Origin of the sequence: Nocardioides sp. NPDC006303, assembly GCF_040613175.1 — a bacterium.
In the GTDB taxonomy this organism is placed as follows: Bacteria; Actinomycetota; Actinomycetes; order Propionibacteriales; family Nocardioidaceae; genus Nocardioides.
In genome coordinates, this window is sequence record NZ_JBEXRR010000024.1 from 17,291 (window position 1) to 33,002 (window position 15,712).

Sequence of the window (15,712 nt, forward strand, 5' to 3'; positions counted from 1 at the left end):
GAGAGCGAGACGTACCGTGGAATCGACGGTTTCAAACACCCGCTCGGATGAAAGACTGGCCTCATGAGTCTCGACCCGCAGGCCCCCACCCGCTCGGCCGAGGACACCGTGAGCCTGACCGCGGTTCCCGACCAGCCGTTCGACGTCGAGCCCGAATACATCCCGGACCACGAGGCGCTGGCCGAGGTCGAGAAGTACGAGGACAGGTTCCTCGACCGGGAGCTGTCCTGGCTGCGGTTCAACGAGCGGGTGCTGGAGCTGGCGGAGGACGAGACGCTGCCGCTGCTGGAGCGCGTACGTTTCCTGGCGATCTTCACCTCCAACCTGGATGAGTTCTTCATGGTCCGGGTGGCGGGTCTGAAGCGGCGGATCGCGGCGGGGGTGGCGGTCAAGGCCGCTTCCGGACTGATGCCGCGTGAGGTCCTCGAGGTGATCTGGCGTACGACCCGGGAGCTCTCCGAGCGGCATGCCGAGGTGTTCCGCGGCAAGATCAAGCCGGCGCTGCTCGAGGAGGGCATCCAGCTGCTGCACTGGGAGGACCTCACCCCCGAGGAGGTCAAGGCCTGCAAGAAGCTGTTCAAGGAGCGGGTCTACCCGGTGCTGACGCCGCTCGCGGTGGACCCGGCCCACCCGTTCCCCTACATCTCCGGCCTCTCGCTCAACCTCGCCGTACGGCTGAGGGACCCGAAGACCAAGAAGAAGCACTTCGCCCGGGTGAAGGTCCCGCCGATCTTCAGCCGCTTCGTGCCGCTGGGCAACGACCGGTTCGTGCCGCTGGAGGAGGTCATGCGGGAGCGGCTGCACAAGCTCTTCCCGGGCATGGAGATCCTCGAGGTGCACACCTTCCGGGTGACCCGCAACGAGGATCTCGAGGTCGAGGAGGACGACACCGAGAACCTCCTCACCGCACTGGAGAAGGAGCTGCTCAGGCGGCGCTTCGGCCCTCCCGTACGCCTCGAGGTGCAGGAGTCGATGACCGACTCGACGCTCGACCTGCTGGTGTCCGAGCTCGGCATCTCCGACAAGGAGGTCTTCCGGCTGCCCGGTCCGCTCGACCTGCGCGGGCTGCACGGCATCGCCGACATCGACCGCGAGCAGCTGAAGTACCCGGCCTTCGTGCCGAGCACCCACCCGGCGCTCGCGCCGGTCGAGAGCGCCGCGCCGGTCGACGTCTTCAAGGCGGCCCGTCGTGGTGACGTACTCCTCCAGCATCCCTACGACTCGTTCGCGACCAGCGTGCAGCGCTTCATCGAGCAGGCCGCGGCCGACCCGCGGGTGCTGGCGATCAAGCAGACCCTCTACCGCACCTCCGGCGACTCCCCCATCATCGACGCCCTGATCGACGCCGCCGAGGCGGGCAAGCAGGTGCTGGTGCTGGTCGAGATCAAGGCGCGCTTCGACGAGGTGGCCAACATCCGCTGGGCGCGCAAGCTCGAGCAGGCCGGCTGCCACGTGGTCTACGGCCTGGTCGGCCTGAAGACCCACTGCAAGCTGGCGATGGTGGTGCGCGAGGAGCCCGACGGCACGATCCGTCGCTACACCCACATCGGCACGGGCAACTACAACCCGAAGACCTCCAGGCTCTACGAGGACATGGGGCTGATCACCACCAACGAGGGGATCGGCGAAGACGTCGCCCACCTGTTCAACAATCTGTCCGGGTGGAGCCGGGAGGCGACGTACGAGCAGCTTCTGGTCGCCCCCGGAAACGTACGCAACGGCCTGATCGAGCAGATCCACGCCGAGATCGCCCACCACCTGGCGGGGCGGCCGGCGAGGATCCGGCTCAAGGCCAACTCGGTGGTCGACGAGGCCATCATCGACGCGCTCTACCTGGCCTCCCAGGCGGGCGTGCCCGTGCAGCTGCTGGTGCGTGGCATCTGCGCGCTCCGTCCGGGCGTGGAGGGGCTGAGCGAGACCATCGAGGTGCGCTCGATCCTGGGCCGGTTCCTGGAGCACTCGCGGATCTTCTGGTTCGAGAACGGCACCGCCGACGACGGGGACGGACCGAGCGCCTGGATCGGCTCGGCCGACATGATGCACCGCAACCTCGACCGGCGGGTCGAGGCCCTCGTACGTCTCCCCACCCCAGAGCTCGTGGCCGAGGTGGGCGCACTGTTCGATCTGGCATTCGAACCGACCACGGATGCCTGGCTCCTCGGGCCCGACGGAACCTGGAGCCGCAACCACGCTCCCAACCACCTCCAGGCGATGTTGATCACACGCCAGCGCCAGCGCAGGCGCGCCGCGGCGGGCTGAACACGCCCCTGGCTTTCGTCGTGTCAAGCGGACTCGCCTAACATGAGCCCGCAGGTCTGCCTCATCCAGCCAGGAGCCCCCCGTGCGTTTCCGAATCCGCCCGGTCGACACGTCGTTCTACGACCTGTTCACCGAGTCCGCCAACCACCTCGTCGGTGGTGTCTCGCTGCTCGCCGAGATGCTCAGCGACACAGCCGATCGCGAGGACGTCGCGCGACGGATGCGCGACGCGGAGCACGCCGCTGACGAGTCCACCCACGAGATCGTCAAGAAGGTCAACTCGACCTTCGTCACGCCCTTCGACCGCGAGGACATCTACGCCCTCGGCTCCGGTCTCGACGACGTGATGGACTCGATGGACGAGGTTGTCGACCAGATCTTCGTCTACGGCGTCAACATCCTGCCCCCGGAGCTCTCCGACCAGGTCACCGTGCTCCAGCGCTGCGCCGAGCTGACCGCGGCGGCGATGCCCAAGCTGCGCTCGATGAAGGAGCTCTCCGAGTACTGGATCGAGATCAACCGTCTCGAGAACCAGGGCGACAAGAACCACCGTCGCATCCTCGCCAAGCTCTTCTCCGGTGAGTACGACGCGATGGAGGTCCTCAAGCTGAAGGACATCGTCGAGTCCCTCGAGGACGCGATCGACGGCTTCGAGAAGGTCGCGAACACCGTCGAGCAGATCGCCGTCAAGGAATCCTGACACCGTGGAACTTGCCATCGTCATCGCGGTGGTCGTCGTCGCCCTGGTCTTCGACTACACCAACGGCTTCCACGACGCCGCCAACGCCATCGCGACCTCCGTCTCCACGCGTGCGCTCACGCCGCGCATCGCCCTCCTGCTCGCGGCGGTGATGAACTTCGTCGGCGCGTTCCTGGGCCAGAAGGTCGCCCACACCGTCTCCGACACGATCACGCCACCATCAGGGGCACATGGTCTGACCGTGGTGATGGCCGGCCTGCTCGGCGCGATCGCCTGGAACATGATCACCTGGTACTTCGGTCTTCCCTCGTCCTCGTCGCACGCGCTCATCGGTGGTCTGGCCGGTTCGGCGATCGCCGCCGGCGCGTTCGTCAACTGGATGACGGTGCTGGAGAAGGTCGTCATCCCGATGTTCATCTCGCCCGTGGTCGCCTTCGGCCTCGGGTTCGGCGTGATGCTCGCGATCATGTGGATCTTCCGCCGCGCCAACCAGCACAAGGCCCAGAAGGGCTTCCGGATCGCCCAGACGATCTCGGCCGCCGCGATGGCTCTCGGTCACGGCCTGCAGGACGCCCAGAAGACGATGGGCGTCATCTTCCTCGCCCTGGTCACCGGTGGCTTCCTCACGGCCGACGACGACCTCCCGTTCTGGGTGATCGCCGCAGCCGCGACCGCCATCTCCCTCGGCACCATGTCCGGCGGCTGGCGCATCATGCGCACCCTCGGCCGCCGGATCATCCACCTGGACCCGTCCCGCGGCTTCGCCGCCGAGTCGGTCGCCGCCTCGGTGCTCTACTCCACGGCCTACATCTGGGAGGCCCCGATCTCGACCACCCACACGATCACCTCGGCGATCATGGGTGTCGGCGCGACCAAGCGGTTCTCCGCGGTCCGCTGGGGTATCGCGAAGTCCATCGTCGCCGCGTGGATCTTCACCTTTCCGGCAGCCGGCACCGCCGCAGGCCTGATCTACCTGCTCTGCCACTTCGTCTTCCAGCTTCCCTGATCCTGGTCGACGAGAAACCGCCCTGCACCGTGTCGGTGCAGGGCGGTTTCGCATGTGGCGCGTGCGCCGGCTCAGCCGAAGCGGCCGGAGATGTACGCCTCGGTGTCCGGGTTGTCCGGCTTGGTGAACATCTGCTTGGTGGGGTTGAACTCCACCAGGTGCCCCGGCTGGCCGGCGGCCTTCAGGTTGAAGAAGCCGGTGTCGTCGGAGACACGGGCGGCCTGCTGCATGTTGTGGGTGACGATCACGATCGTGTACTCGGACTTCAGCTCGTGGATGAGGTCCTCGATCGCGGCGGTGGAGATCGGGTCGAGAGCCGAGCACGGCTCGTCCATGAGCAGCACCTCCGGCTGGACCGCGATCGCACGGGCGATGCAGAGCCGCTGCTGCTGACCACCGGACAGACCCATGCCGGGCTTGCCGAGACGGTCCTTGACCTCGTTCCACAGGTTGGCGCCGCGCAGCGCGCCCTCCACGATCGAGTCCGCCTCGGACTTCTTGATCCGCTTGGAGTTGAGCTTGTTGCCGGCGAGCACGTTGTCGTAGATCGACATCGTCGGGAACGGGTTGGGCCGCTGGAAGACCATGCCGACCTTGCGGCGTACGGCCACCGGGTCGACGTTGGGCCCGTAGATGTCCTGGCCGGCGATCTGGATCTTCCCCTCGACGTACGCGCCGGGGATGACCTCGTGCATCCGGTTGAGGGTGCGCAGGAAGGTCGACTTGCCACAGCCGGAGGGCCCGATGAAGGCGGTCACCGACTTCGGCTTGATGGACATGGAGACGTCCTCGACGGCCTTGAAGTCGCCGTAGAAGATGCTGGCGTCCTTGACTTGAATGGACATGTGTTTCTCCTAGCGCCCGGTCTTGGGGGCGAAGATCGTGCCGACGATACGGGCGATGAGGTTGAGGACCATGACGAGGATGAAGAGCACCAGTGCTCCACCCCAGGCGTACTCGACGCCCTTCGCAGTGGCCTCGGACAGCTGGGTGTAGATGAAGACCGGCACGGTCATCATCGGGCTGTCATCGAAGGCGTTGGTGTTCAGGTTCGGGTTGAACCCGGAGGCGACCAGCAGCGGCGCGGTCTCGCCGATCACGCGCGAGATCGAGAGCACGACACCGGTGACGATGCCGCCGATCGCGGTCGGGAGCACCATCTTGGTGATGGTGCGCCACTTCGGCACCCCGAGGGCGTACGCAGCCTCGCGCAGGTCGTCGGGGACCAGCTTGAGCATCTCCTCGGTCGAGCGGACGACGGTCGGGATCATCAGCAGCGAGAGCGCGACACCGCCGCCGAAGCCGAAGCGCGTGCCCGGTCCGACGAGGAGGGTGAACAGCGCGAACGCGAACAGGCCGGCGACGATCGAAGGGATGCCGGTCATGACGTCGACCAGGAAGGTGATCGTCTTGGCGAGGCGGTTGCCCTTGCCGTACTCGATCAGGTAGATCGCGGTCATGATGCCGATCGGGATCGAGATCACGGCGGCGATGCCGGTGACGATCAGGGTGCCCATCAGTGCGTGGTAGAGACCGCCCTGCTCGTCGCCGGTGACCGAACGCATCGAGTACGTGAGGAACTCCGGGCTGAGGGTCGCAGCGCCCTTGGAGACGACCGTGTAGACCAGCCAGATCAGCGGGATGACCGCGACGGCGAAGGCCGTCCACACCAGCCCGGTGACGAGCTTGTCGGTCGCCGAGCGCCGGTTCTCCACCAGCAGCGCCCACAGCGGGTAGCCGATCAGGAACCCGAGCACGCCGATGACGGCTGCCCCGACGATGCTCACGCCGAGGACCAGCGCCAGGCCGCCGAGAGCGACGGCTGCGACGCCGACCAGCCACTGAGCGCCTCGCGGAAGCGTGGCGTGGGAGAGCTTCGTCTCCTCGTTGGAGAGGTCGGTATTGCTCACTTGGCCCTCCCTCGGGCGACGATCCAGCGGGCGAGCGCGTTGACCAGGAAGGTGAACGCGAACAGCACGAGGCCGGTCGCGATCAGCACGGAGAGTCGGTCGGGCGTGCTCTCCTTGTAGCCCTGGGCGATGTGCGCCGCGATGGTCTCGGGGTTGTTGGTGCCGATGATGAACAGCGAGATGAGGACCTTCGGCGAGACGATCATCGCGATCGCCATTGTCTCGCCGAGGGCCCGGCCGAGGCCGAGCATGACCGCGGAGACCATGCCGGAGCGGGCGTAGGGGAAGACCGCGTAGCGGATCATCTCCCAGCGCGTCGCGCCGAGGGCCAACGCCGCCTCCTCGTGCAGTCGCGGCGTCTGCGCGAAGACCTCGCGGCAGATCGAGGTGATGATCGGCAGGATCATCACGGCCAGCACGATCGCGGCGGTGAACAGCGTACGGCCGTTGCCGGAGGGCTGGCCGTCGAAGAACGGCAGCCAGGCCATGTTCTCGGAGAGCCAGGCGTGCGCCGGCACCAAGTAGGGGCCGAGCACCACCGCACCCCACAGGCCGAAGACGACCGACGGGACCGCGGCGAGCAGGTCGATGACGTACGCCACCGGGGTGGCGATCCGGCGCGGGGCGTAGTGGCTGATGAAGAGCGCGATCGCCACGCTGAAGGGGACCGCGACGATCAGTGCCAGTACGGCGGCGTACATGGTGGCGTACAGCAGCGGCACGACAAGGCCCAGGAACGAGCCCTGGCCGGCGTAGTGCTGCTCGTCCACGTTGAAGCCCGGGATGCCCTCGATGCCCAGGAAGATGAAGACGGCTGCCAGCGCCACCATGATGAGAGTGGCGGCGATGACGGCGAGGCCCCGGAAGACGACATCCCCCATCGAGCCACGGCCGGACAGCTCCGACTTCGTGTCAACGCCAGGGTCGGCGCCGGGGTCAGCGGCGACAGTCACAAGGCATTCCTCGACTTTCTTGTTTCGGTTCTCAAGACAGCCGTACGGGCGGCGGCCGCAGCCACCGCCCGAACGGCGATCAGATCAGACGTACCGGCACTTACTTGATGCCGCCGACGAGCTCGAGAGCCTTGTCAGCGGTCTCACGGTCGAGCGGCGCGGAGCCGGCCTCCTCGGCGGCGACCTCCTGGCCGTCCTCGGAGAGGATGTACTCCAGGTAGCCCTTCACGTTGGCCGCGTCCTCGGCGTTCTCGTAGGTCGGGCAGGCCAGCAGGTAGGAGACCAGCACGACCGGGTAGACACCGGCCTCGGTGGTGGTCCGGGCGACCTCGACGGCCATGTCGTTGTCGCTGGTGCCGACCGGCTTCGAGGCGGCCAGGATCTTCGCAGCGGCCTCGGCGGTCGGCTCGACGAAGTCCTCGCCGACCTTGACCTTGACGGTGGCGAGGTCGTTCTCGCGCGCCGCCGACTCGTCCATGAAGCCGATGTAGCCGGCACCCTGCATGGCGGTCACGACACCGGAGGTGCCGTCGCCGCCCTCGCCACCCTTGATGGAGGCGGGCCACTCACCGGAGGGCTCCTCGGCCCAGCCACCGGCGGCCGCGAGGTACTCGGTGAAGTTCTCCTGAGTGCCGGAGTCGTCCGAGCGGTGGACCGGGGTGATCGCGGTGTCCGGAAGCTTGGCGTCCGGGTTGGTCGCGGCGATCGCCGGGTCGTTCCACTTGGTGATCTTGCCCGCGAAGATGTCGGCGATCGTCTTGGCGTCGAGGTTGAGCTCGTCGACACCCTCGACGTTGAAGACGACGGCGATCGGCGAGACGTAGCCCGGGACCTGGATCGGGTCCGCGCCGCACTGCTCCTTGGCCTTGGTCAGCTCGCCCTCGTCGTCGTTGAGAGCGGAGTCGGTGCCGGCGAAGAGGTAGCCGCCGGTGATGAAGCCCTCACGACCCGAGCCGGAGCCCACGGGCTCGTAGACGACGCTGAGGTCGGGGTTCTCGTCCTGGATGCCGGCGACCCATGCCGCCTGGCCCTTCTCCTGCGAGGAGGCTCCGCCACCCTTGAGGGTGCCCGAGAGGGTGCCTTCCCCGTCGCTGCCGCTGTTCTGCTCGTTGGCAGCGCCGCAGGCGCTGATCGCAAGAGCAAGGGCCGCAGCCGTGATGCCCGGGACGAGTGCCCGGCGCAGCGAGGTGGTGTTCACGCAAGTCTCCTGATTGATGATGCAGTCGATTCGGAGTTGTCGCGATGACCGTAAGGAGCCGAGGTGGACGGGAAACTCGGTGAAGGTGAACACAGGCTGAACGAGGAATTCAAAGTCGGTGGCAAATCAGTGTCAGTTCCGGGCACAGGAGATGAACAGGCTGGCCTCAAGCCTCTGTTAGACCTGAAATGCCTCAACAGCACGCACTTCACCTGCGCGCACGTGCAGCACCATCAGCTCGCCCTTCGCCAGCTTCGGGTCACGCATCCCCAGCCCCTCGAAGACCCACGGCAGCACCGGTCGGTGCGTGCAGATCACCGTCGGAACGGCCAGGTCACGCAGGGTGTCGGCAGCCAGGACCGACACGCTACCTTCGTCCGCACCCTCCTCGCTCAGCAGTCTCATCTGCTCGGACGCGATACCGGCGAGCCCGGCGTATGGCGCGACGGACTGCGTGCAGCGAACGCTCGGCGAGGTGATCACCCGGCGGATGTCGTACGCCATCAGCAGTCCGGCCAGAGTGACCGCCTGGGCCCGGCCGGTGTCGTCGAGCGGCCGCTCCTCATCTGCACCCGACCAGGCAGAGCGGCCGACGGACGAGGCGTGGCGGAGGACCACGAGGGGCGTGGTGGGCTCGCGTACGTCCTCGGCCTGCTGCAGCGTCGCCCGGTCGTGCGGGTAGGTGAGTCGCTGGCGCGCCTCGTCCACCGGCAGCCACTCGACGTCATCGACCTCGTCGTTGATCAGGTAGCTCTCGACGTCGTCGTCGGCGCCGACAGCGGTGCGGCCGACCCAGTAGTGGACCACCTTCTGCCCGGCCTCGACGGGATAGCGCTGCTGCTGGAGCGGGCGACCGAGCGCGACCCGCAGGCCGGTCTCCTCACGCACCTCCCGGATCGCGGCCACCGGCACGGTCTCGCCGGGGTCGACCTTCCCCTTGGGAAAGGACCAGTCGTCGTACTTGGGTCTGTGGACCAGCGCCACCTCCGACAGGTCGTCGTGCTCGCGAAAAACCACTACGCCGGCGGCCGGGATCTCGGGCATGCGCACAGGGTATGTCGTGAAGGCGGCTGATTCGTCTAAGGTTCCTCGCAATGCTCCGCACCCCCCAGCTTCTCGGCCGCCCCAGGACGTGGGCAGACCGATCATCCCGAGTCGTACGCGCCCACCCCTTGTTGACCATCGCGGTGGGCGTCGTCGTCGTTGCGCTCGTCATCTTCCTCGCCCGCGCGTGGGCGACCCGCGGCGGCGACCTCGACGAGGCGCTGCGGCTGGCCCCCGCCGAGGCGACCCGGGTCTCCTTCACCGACTGGACGGGAATCCGCGAGAGCGTCGGTGCCGACCTCGATGCCGACTCCACACCGGAGGAGGTCCACGAGATGATCGACGAGGCCTATACGAAGGACCTCACCTCGACCTCGGTGCTCCCCGACGCCTCCGGCCTGCTGCAGCAGCACTTCGGCTGGTCGCCCGCGACCCTCGACTGGGAGCTCTACACCCAGTCGACCGAGGGAGCGCTCATGGTCGGGCACCTCGAGGACATGGATGCCGACCACCTCGTCGAGCAGCTCACCTCGATGGGGTTCACCGCCCCCGAGGACGACCCCGCGGACGGCGGCGTCTGGGACGGCACCCTGGTCCCGTTCTCCAGCTTCACCGACTCGGGCATCGACTCGACGATCAGCCCGCAGCTCACCTACATCGCCTTCCTGCCCGAGGACGACCTCATCCTGGCCTCGGACGGCCGGCGCTATCTGAGCGACCAGGTCGAGAGCCTCGGCGACGGCGACCTCCACGAGCCGATGACCGACGCCGCGGACCGGCTCGGCGACCCTCTCTCGGCGTTCGTGTACGACGGCGACTTCACCTGCACCGAGATCGGGCTGGGCGGTGCCTCGGCCGCCGACCAGGACCAGGCAGACGGCCTCGTCGACGCCGCGGGCGACATCAACCCGGTCGCGGGCTTCGCCATGGCAGCCGAGTCGAACGGCGACGTACGTGTCGCGATGTCGTTCGAGAACGACGACCAGGCGCGTACGAACGCCGACACCCGGGCCAAGCTCGCCGTCGGTCCGGCGCCCGGCCAGGGCGGCACGTTCGACGAGCGGTTCGAGCTCGAGAAGGTCGCGGCCGAGGACGAGGTCGTCACCATGCAGCTGCAGCCGAAGGACGGCACGGCCGTGCTCTCCGACTTGGCGAACGGGCCGCTGCTCTTCGCGACCTGCTGACGTCTTTAGGGGATGATCCCGAGGATGCGGTCGATCTCGTCCTGGGAGAGGTGATCCTCAGACTCGCTGGCGGCGACGATGAGATTGGTCGTGAGCTCGACCTCGAGGAGCAGCTCGGGATCTTCAAGCGTCACATCGAACTGATCAGCCACGCCCGCCGCCTCCTCACGTCACGCTCAAAAAACTCGTCTTCACATCATCGCCCAGTCTCGGGGGATCTGCGCGCTGATCCACCAAGAACCATCAAAAGTTGTCACATCAAGCGTGACACAGAAGCCTGAGAGGGCTCCAATCAGACCACGAGGCCCCAGCCGAACGGCTGGGGCCTCGTTGCAGATGATCAGTGTCGGCAGAAGCCGAACCCGAGATCGTCTTACTTTATTCAGAGGGGGCGAACGTTCTCCGCCTGCGGGCCCTTCGGGCCCTGGGTGACGTCGAACTCGACCTTCTGGTTCTCGTCCAGCGACTTGTAGCCGTTGGTCTGGATCGCAGAGTAGTGAACGAAGACGTCGTCGCCGCCGTCCTCCTGCGCAATGAAGCCGAAACCCTTCTCGGCGTTGAACCACTTAACGGTGCCCTGAGCCATCTGCTCGTTACTCCTTAGTCGGGGCGAGAGGCCACCAGGTTCGGTAGCCCCGCATCAGGGGCGGGTGACACGTCGCTCCGACCTGTGTTCCCGAACCGGGGTCCGGGCGGGCACAGAGCAGAAACGCCGTTGGATCACAAACTCCGCAGGCGTCAGACCTTCTGGAACTTGCACCTGTTGCGGGAGTGACACTAGCAACTCACGCGCCTGTGCGAACCCCCCTTGACCGATCGTTTTACGCGCGAAGCGGTGAAGGTTGCGCAACAGAGCCGTGAAACGACCGCTCAGCGGGACGTACGACCACGGGTTCCGAGGCAGCTTCCGGCCCACCAGAGCCCAGCCGACTCCGCCCGTCGCCGCAATACTTGGCTAGCCACATGATTGCTGTTATGGTGAATATGTGGCTGGCCACATTATTCGCCAGAGCAACGCGACCCGAAGTGGAGTGTTCATGAAAGCGATCATTTTCGATGAGTTCGGCGGTCCGGATGTGCTGCACGAGGCGGACGTCGAAGTCCCGCAGCCCGGCCCCGGCCAGGTCCGAGTACGCGTCAAGGCCGCCGGGCTGAACGCGCTGGACGGCAAGAAGCGCGCCGGCATGCTCGAGGCGGTCTTCCCGACGACGTTCCCCGCCATCCCCGGCGCCGAGGTCGCAGGCGTGGTCGACGCGCTCGGCGAGGGCGTGAGCGACGTACAGGTCGGCGACGAGGTGCTCGGCTGGGCGGACACCGGCTCGTACGCCGAGTACGCCCTGGCCACCGCCGTGGCCCCCAAGCCCGCAGACCTCTCCTGGCAGATCGCGGCCGCGCTGCCGGTCGCCAGCGAGACGGCCGAACGGGTCCTGGGCGAGCTGGGGGTGGTCGCCGGGGAGACCCTGCTGATGCACGGTGCCTCCGGAGCTGTCGGCACCGTGGCCGTCCAGCTCGCCACCGCCCGCGGTGCCCGCGTGATCGCCACGGCCGGCGCCGCGAACCAGGACTACCTCACCTCGCTCGGCGCGACCCCGACCACCTATGGCGATGGCCTGGTCGAGCGGGTACGGGCCCTGGCTCCCGACGGCGTGGACGCGGTCTTCGATCTGGCCGGCAAGGGCGCCCTGCCCGACTCCATCACCTTGCGTGGCGGCACCGAGCGCATCGTCACCATCGCCGACTTCAGTGCGGCCGAGCTCGGCGTCGCCTTCTCCCCCGGCGGCGGGGATTACCCCATCGAGCGCCTGGCCGCCGTGGCTCAGGACGCCGCGGCCGGGACGCTGACCACCACCGTCACGGCGTACCCGCTGGCCAAGGCGGCCGATGCCCAGCAGGCCAGCGACACCGGACACGTACGCGGCAAGCTCGTCCTCACCGTCGACTGAGCGCGCCGTCCCCAATCCACCCGTGCGGTGGCCATTCGGGCCACCGCGTTCACCGAAAGAGATGTTCATGTTGGAATCCCTGTGGGCCCCGATCACCCTCGGCGGCACCTCTCTGCCACACCGTCTGGTCATGGCCCCCATGACCCGTGACCGCTCCACCCCGGAGGGCGTGCCGACGGAGATGAATGCCGAGTACTACGCACAGCGCGCCTCCAAGGCGCTGATCATCACCGAGGGCACCCAGCCCTCCGCCGACGGCCAGGGCTACCTGCTCACCCCTGGTATCTACAACGAGGACCAGATCGCCGGGTGGCGCAAGGTCACCGGTGCGGTGCACGCGGCAGGCAGCCGGGTGTACATCCAGCTGATGCACGTCGGCAGGATCTCCCACCCCGACAACACTCCGCACCACCGCCAGCCCGTCGCCCCCTCGGCGATCCGCCCAGCCGGCGTGATGTTCACCGCCTCCGGCCCTCAGGAGATGCCGGAGCCCCGTTCGCTCTCGACGCAGGAGGTCGCCGAGACCGTCGAGGACTTCCGGCGCGCGGCTGCTGCGGCGGTTGCGGCGGGCGCGGACGGCGTGGAGATCCACGGCGCCAACGGCTACCTGATCCACCAGTTCCTCTCCGGCAACGCCAACCAGCGCACCGACCGCTACGGCGGCTCGATCGAGGCCCGTATCCGCTTCGCCGTGGAGGTTGTCGCCGCGGTGGCCGACGAGATCGGCCCCGAGCGCACCGGCATCCGCATCTCGCCGGGAAACCCGTACAACGACATCGTCGAGTCCGACACCCACGAGCTGTACCCGGCGCTGGTGGAGGCGCTGCGCCCGCTGAATCTGGCCTACCTGCACCTGATGCATGTGGGCGATGAGCAGCTGCTCGACACGCTCCGCGCGGAGTGGCCCGGCACCCTGATCCTCAACCGGCCCGGCGCCGACATCCCCACTCGCGCCAAGGACGTCGACAACGGCACGGCCGACCTGGTCTCCGTCGGTGCACTCGCGCTTGCCAACCCCGACCTGGTCGAGCGGCTGCGCGTCGGGGCAGAGTTGAACACACCCGACCCGGCGACCTTCTACGGTGGCGGAGCGGTCGGATACACCGACTACCCCACCTACACCGGCTGAAGAAGCGGAGACCATGCCCGAGATTCCCACCACTGCCGCAGGCGGGCCGATGAGCTACGCGATCTTCCAGCTCGCCCGCGCCCACCGCGCCTACGCCGGCGCCCTGCTGCGCAAGATGGACCTGCACCCCGGCCAGGAGCTGCTCCTGATGCAGCTGCTGGACCGCGAGGGCCAGACCCAGTCCGAGCTTCTCGAGAGCGTCGGCCTCGACCACTCCACCGTCTCCAAGTCCCTGCGCCGCATGCAGGAAGCGGGCCTGCTGGTCCGCGAGCCGGCCGAGCACGACCGGCGGGTGATGGTCGTCCATCTCACGGACAAGGGCCGCGCCATGCGGGAGCCCATCACTGCCCTGTGGCAGAGCCTGGAGGGAGCTTCGGCGGGCACTCTGACCGAGGAGCAGGCAGCGGCGTTCGTCGAGACTGCCGGCGCGATCACCGACTCGATCAGCAGCCGTCCGCTGCCGCAAGAAGAGTCCGGCTGACCCTCATCACACGGCCGAGCCCCGAGTCGCATATGCGGCTCGGGGCTCGAGCCCGCTGTAGGCCGTGTCGGTCTCGAACCGACGACCCATGGATTAAAAGTCCACTGCTCTACCAACTGAGCTAACGGCCCGCCGGGAGTCTACCGGAGCGGCCGCCGTGTCCTATTCGCGGTCGCCCAGCTGCGTTGATGACCGTCCGCGCTCGCTGATGATCCGGGCGCATCGCTCGGCGGCCGCCTGGCCCGTCAGCGCGTGCTCGAGCAGGAGCTGCGTCCAGCGCTCGTAGCGGGTGACCTCGACCGGATCGGCGATCTCGAGGTCGCCGGCGCTGGTCTCGAGGGTGACGATCCGGTCGCGCTGGTCCCAGCCGTGCTGGACCAGAACGGGGAAGCTCTCGAAGGGGACGATCCCGATGGTCGCCTGGGTGGTGGTCGCCAGGTTGGCGATGTGCTCGATCTGGGCACGCATGATGTCGGGCGAGCCCACCAGGTGATGGAGGGCAGCCTCGCCGACCAGGATGGTGATCGTCCGGCCGGGCTCGTAGAGGATCGCCGAGCGCCGGAGCCTCGCCGCGATCACGTGGGAGACCTCCCCGGCAGCGGCATCCCGGTCGCGCGAACCACCCGCTAGGGCCAGCAGGGCACGCGCGTAGTCGGGGGTCTGCAGCAGCTCGGGGACACTGTGCGGCTGGTAGCTGGTCAAGACCTTCGTGGCCACCTCGGTCGCTGCGTACGCGTCCTGGTGCTGCTCCGCACCGCCGCCGGTCGGATGAGCGTCGCGGAACGCGGCGTGCTCCTGGTCGGCGCGGGCGCGCAGCGCGAGCAGCATCTCTCGGTCGGCACCCACCGCGGCCGCCCAGGCAAGGACCTCGGCCTCCGAGACCGACTGCCGACCGGACTCGATCTTGGACACCTTGGGCTGGGACCAGCCCGATCCCAGGGCATCCGCCAGGCCGGATCCGGTCAGGCCGGCGGCGCGACGGGCATCCCGGAGCGCCTCGGTCAGCGCTTCACGGGCTCGACGGTTGGGGCGGGGCACGGCGACAGCCTCCTTCGACGGCTTCGACAGGTTCGGCAAACCACCATCGTGCCCGATGGGCATACCGTACGTCCAGATGCACATCATGATTGGCAAGATCGACATATTATGCTCTACTGAATCCGGGGTCGACGTCGACAGGAAGGCAGGGCCTCGATGAGCATCCGACGAACCCATCCCGGACGACCACGCCTCGTCCCCTCGAGCACAGCAGCGCCACCGCGCGAGCAGGTGCTTCACGCCGCGGCGCAGCTGTTCGTGACCAAGGGCTTCGCAGCAACCTCCACACGGGAGATCGCCGACAAGGTCGGTATCAGACAGGCGTCGCTCTACTACCACTTCACCGGCAAGGACGAGATCCTCGCCGAGCTCCTGGAGCGATCCGTCCGACCGACCGTCGACCGGGTCGACCAGATCGAGCAGCTGACCGCGTCCGCGAGCCCCGAGGCCGCGCTCTACCTGCTGGCCCTCATCGACATCCAGACGCTCGCCGAGGCGCCGGACAACATCGGCATGCTGGCCACTCATCCCGATGTGACCAGCAGCGACGCATTCGATGCCTTTCGCAGCATTCGCGCCGAGCTCGCCGACGCCTACGGACGGATCGCCACCCGGGCCGCGGCGCCCGGCGCCGCAACAGCGGCCGAGCCGGGCCACCTCGGCGAGATGCTCATGCATCTGGTCGAGGTCACCACCACTCTCCGCAGCAGCGGCGTGCCGATCGACGATGGGACCGCCGCCGTCATCGCCTCGACCTGCCTGCGGGCATGCGGGATCCCCGACAGTCGCATCACCCCGGCAGCCTCGTCCGCGACGACACTCATGGGCGGGCTGACGACGAGCGGCTCCGGCGACTAGAGATCCCGA

16 protein-coding genes and 1 tRNA gene are annotated in these 15,712 nt (G+C 67.7%); 8 read left to right on the forward strand and 9 right to left on the reverse strand.

Annotated elements, in window-relative coordinates; translation table 11 throughout:
- Positions 1–63 precede the first annotated feature (63 nt).
- From ABZY89_RS18320 to ABZY89_RS18330, 3 genes are all read left to right on the forward strand, one after another.
- Positions 64–2,259 (forward strand): RNA degradosome polyphosphate kinase, encoded by a 2,196-nt coding sequence (locus ABZY89_RS18320; protein ID WP_355229471.1) that lies wholly within the window; start codon positions 64–66, stop codon positions 2,257–2,259.
- Between the two features lie 82 nt (positions 2,260–2,341).
- Positions 2,342–2,959 (forward strand): DUF47 family protein, encoded by a 618-nt coding sequence (locus ABZY89_RS18325; protein WP_091045846.1) that lies wholly within the window; start codon positions 2,342–2,344, stop codon positions 2,957–2,959.
- Between the two features lie 4 nt (positions 2,960–2,963).
- On the forward strand, positions 2,964–3,965 hold the full coding sequence (locus ABZY89_RS18330; protein WP_355229473.1) for an inorganic phosphate transporter: 1,002 nt from the start codon (positions 2,964–2,966) through the stop codon (positions 3,963–3,965).
- 71 nt (positions 3,966–4,036) lie between these two features.
- Here the strand turns inward: ABZY89_RS18330 and pstB are convergent, their stop codons facing one another.
- The 5 genes from pstB to ABZY89_RS18355 all read right to left on the reverse strand — a co-directional run bounded on the left by pstB (position 4,037) and on the right by ABZY89_RS18355 (position 9,070).
- Entirely contained in the window at positions 4,037–4,810 is a 774-nt protein-coding gene (pstB, locus tag ABZY89_RS18335; RefSeq protein WP_355229474.1) for a phosphate ABC transporter ATP-binding protein PstB, read from the reverse strand.
- Positions 4,811–4,819: 9 nt separating this feature from the next.
- The gene (gene pstA, locus ABZY89_RS18340; protein ID WP_355229476.1) at positions 4,820–5,875 is read right to left on the reverse strand and encodes a phosphate ABC transporter permease PstA; all 1,056 of its coding nucleotides are present in this window, start codon (positions 5,873–5,875) and stop codon (positions 4,820–4,822) included.
- Positions 5,872–6,828 (reverse strand): phosphate ABC transporter permease subunit PstC, encoded by a 957-nt coding sequence (gene pstC, locus ABZY89_RS18345; protein ID WP_355229478.1) that lies wholly within the window; start codon positions 6,826–6,828, stop codon positions 5,872–5,874. Before pstC ends, pstA begins: the two co-directional genes overlap by 4 nt.
- Positions 6,829–6,928: 100 nt before the next feature.
- Complete coding sequence (locus tag ABZY89_RS18350) at positions 6,929–8,026, reverse strand: phosphate ABC transporter substrate-binding protein PstS (protein ID WP_355229480.1); 1,098 nt, start codon at positions 8,024–8,026, stop codon at positions 6,929–6,931.
- A gap of 177 nt (positions 8,027–8,203) precedes the next feature.
- The gene (locus ABZY89_RS18355) at positions 8,204–9,070 is read right to left on the reverse strand and encodes an NUDIX hydrolase (RefSeq protein WP_355229482.1); all 867 of its coding nucleotides are present in this window, start codon (positions 9,068–9,070) and stop codon (positions 8,204–8,206) included.
- 50 nt (positions 9,071–9,120) lie between these two features.
- On the opposite strand from ABZY89_RS18355, the gene ABZY89_RS18360 reads away from it, so the two are divergent.
- A complete protein-coding gene (locus tag ABZY89_RS18360; protein ID WP_355229484.1) occupies positions 9,121–10,254 on the forward strand; it encodes a hypothetical protein in 1,134 nt (377 codons plus the stop codon).
- 5 nt (positions 10,255–10,259) lie between these two features.
- Here ABZY89_RS18360 and ABZY89_RS18365 read toward each other — a convergent pair whose 3' ends face one another.
- The gene (locus tag ABZY89_RS18365) at positions 10,260–10,406 is read right to left on the reverse strand and encodes a hypothetical protein (protein ID WP_008360628.1); all 147 of its coding nucleotides are present in this window, start codon (positions 10,404–10,406) and stop codon (positions 10,260–10,262) included.
- Positions 10,407–10,636: 230 nt separating this feature from the next.
- On the reverse strand, positions 10,637–10,840 hold the full coding sequence (locus tag ABZY89_RS18370; RefSeq protein ID WP_045548871.1) for a cold-shock protein: 204 nt from the start codon (positions 10,838–10,840) through the stop codon (positions 10,637–10,639).
- A 451-nt stretch (positions 10,841–11,291) separates the two neighbouring features.
- Between ABZY89_RS18370 and ABZY89_RS18375 the strand changes: the two genes are divergently transcribed.
- The 3 genes from ABZY89_RS18375 to ABZY89_RS18385 all read left to right on the forward strand — a co-directional run bounded on the left by ABZY89_RS18375 (position 11,292) and on the right by ABZY89_RS18385 (position 13,807).
- On the forward strand, positions 11,292–12,197 hold the full coding sequence (locus ABZY89_RS18375; RefSeq protein WP_355229486.1) for an NADP-dependent oxidoreductase: 906 nt from the start codon (positions 11,292–11,294) through the stop codon (positions 12,195–12,197).
- 67 nt (positions 12,198–12,264) lie between these two features.
- On the forward strand, positions 12,265–13,326 hold the full coding sequence (locus ABZY89_RS18380) for an alkene reductase (protein ID WP_355229488.1): 1,062 nt from the start codon (positions 12,265–12,267) through the stop codon (positions 13,324–13,326).
- Positions 13,327–13,339: 13 nt separating this feature from the next.
- Positions 13,340–13,807 (forward strand): MarR family winged helix-turn-helix transcriptional regulator, encoded by a 468-nt coding sequence (locus ABZY89_RS18385; protein ID WP_355229490.1) that lies wholly within the window; start codon positions 13,340–13,342, stop codon positions 13,805–13,807.
- A 58-nt stretch (positions 13,808–13,865) separates the two neighbouring features.
- Here the strand turns inward: ABZY89_RS18385 and ABZY89_RS18390 are convergent.
- Together ABZY89_RS18390 and ABZY89_RS18395 are read right to left on the reverse strand one after the other, a co-directional pair.
- Positions 13,866–13,938, reverse strand: a tRNA-Lys gene (locus ABZY89_RS18390).
- 31 nt (positions 13,939–13,969) lie between these two features.
- A complete protein-coding gene (locus ABZY89_RS18395) occupies positions 13,970–14,845 on the reverse strand; it encodes a helix-turn-helix transcriptional regulator (protein WP_355229491.1) in 876 nt (291 codons plus the stop codon).
- Positions 14,846–15,001: 156 nt separating this feature from the next.
- Between ABZY89_RS18395 and ABZY89_RS18400 the strand changes: the two genes are divergently transcribed.
- The gene (locus tag ABZY89_RS18400) at positions 15,002–15,703 is read left to right on the forward strand and encodes a TetR/AcrR family transcriptional regulator (protein WP_355229493.1); all 702 of its coding nucleotides are present in this window, start codon (positions 15,002–15,004) and stop codon (positions 15,701–15,703) included.
- The last annotated feature ends 9 nt before the right edge of the window (positions 15,704–15,712 follow it).

Excerpts from the sequence above, each read along its gene's own strand:
- ABZY89_RS18360 (WP_355229484.1), top strand. The coding sequence starts at position 9,121 with ATGCTCCGCACCCCCCAGCTTCTCGGCCGCCCCAGGACGTGGGCAGAC.
- ABZY89_RS18380 (WP_355229488.1), top strand. The coding sequence starts at position 12,265 with ATGTTGGAATCCCTGTGGGCCCCGATCACCCTCGGCGGCACCTCTCTG.
- ABZY89_RS18320 (WP_355229471.1), top strand. The coding sequence starts at position 64 with ATGAGTCTCGACCCGCAGGCCCCCACCCGCTCGGCCGAGGACACCGTG.
- ABZY89_RS18385 (WP_355229490.1), top strand. The coding sequence starts at position 13,340 with ATGCCCGAGATTCCCACCACTGCCGCAGGCGGGCCGATGAGCTACGCG.
- ABZY89_RS18375 (WP_355229486.1), top strand. The coding sequence starts at position 11,292 with ATGAAAGCGATCATTTTCGATGAGTTCGGCGGTCCGGATGTGCTGCAC.
- ABZY89_RS18370 (WP_045548871.1), bottom strand. The coding sequence starts at position 10,840 with ATGGCTCAGGGCACCGTTAAGTGGTTCAACGCCGAGAAGGGTTTCGGC.
- ABZY89_RS18355 (WP_355229482.1), bottom strand. The coding sequence starts at position 9,070 with ATGCCCGAGATCCCGGCCGCCGGCGTAGTGGTTTTTCGCGAGCACGAC.
- ABZY89_RS18400 (WP_355229493.1), top strand. The coding sequence starts at position 15,002 with ATGAGCATCCGACGAACCCATCCCGGACGACCACGCCTCGTCCCCTCG.
- pstB (WP_355229474.1), bottom strand. The coding sequence starts at position 4,810 with ATGTCCATTCAAGTCAAGGACGCCAGCATCTTCTACGGCGACTTCAAG.